This window comes from Frankia sp. Mgl5, assembly GCF_023242985.1.
GTDB lineage: Bacteria > Actinomycetota > Actinomycetes > Frankiales > Frankiaceae > Parafrankia > Parafrankia soli.
This window is the reverse complement of the sequence record NZ_JALKFY010000102.1, coordinates 1-277: the sequence shown is the minus strand read 5'-3', so window position 1 is coordinate 277 and position 277 is coordinate 1. Positions and strand designations below refer to the sequence as shown.

Genomic DNA, 277 nt, shown 5'->3' with positions numbered 1-277 from the left:
ATTGTTTTCCAGCTGTGCAAAGCGGGTAAGTCCCAATGCTTTTGCCTGCCAGCCTGCGGGAACCCGAAGCACAAATTGAAGATTGCTGAGTGCAACCGTCCCCCCGTTGTATGCAGTCAGCGTCACTCTCGTGGTCTGTCCGGCGACAAGCTCCCCTGTATCCGGCTTCAAGCGGACGATCAAGGAAGTCGCTTCCAGACTGGCCTTGTGCAGTTGTGCTTCTTTGACGAACAGCCGGTAGAGCAGGTCGGTCTTGGTGGCGTCATCCAATCCGGCG

1 protein-coding gene is annotated in these 277 nt (G+C 56.7%); it reads right to left on the bottom strand.

From position 1 onward, the window contains the following. Nucleotides 1-277: NEW3 domain-containing protein (locus tag MXD62_RS08550; RefSeq protein ID WP_248828852.1), on the bottom strand; the 277-nt coding region annotated here is incomplete at both ends.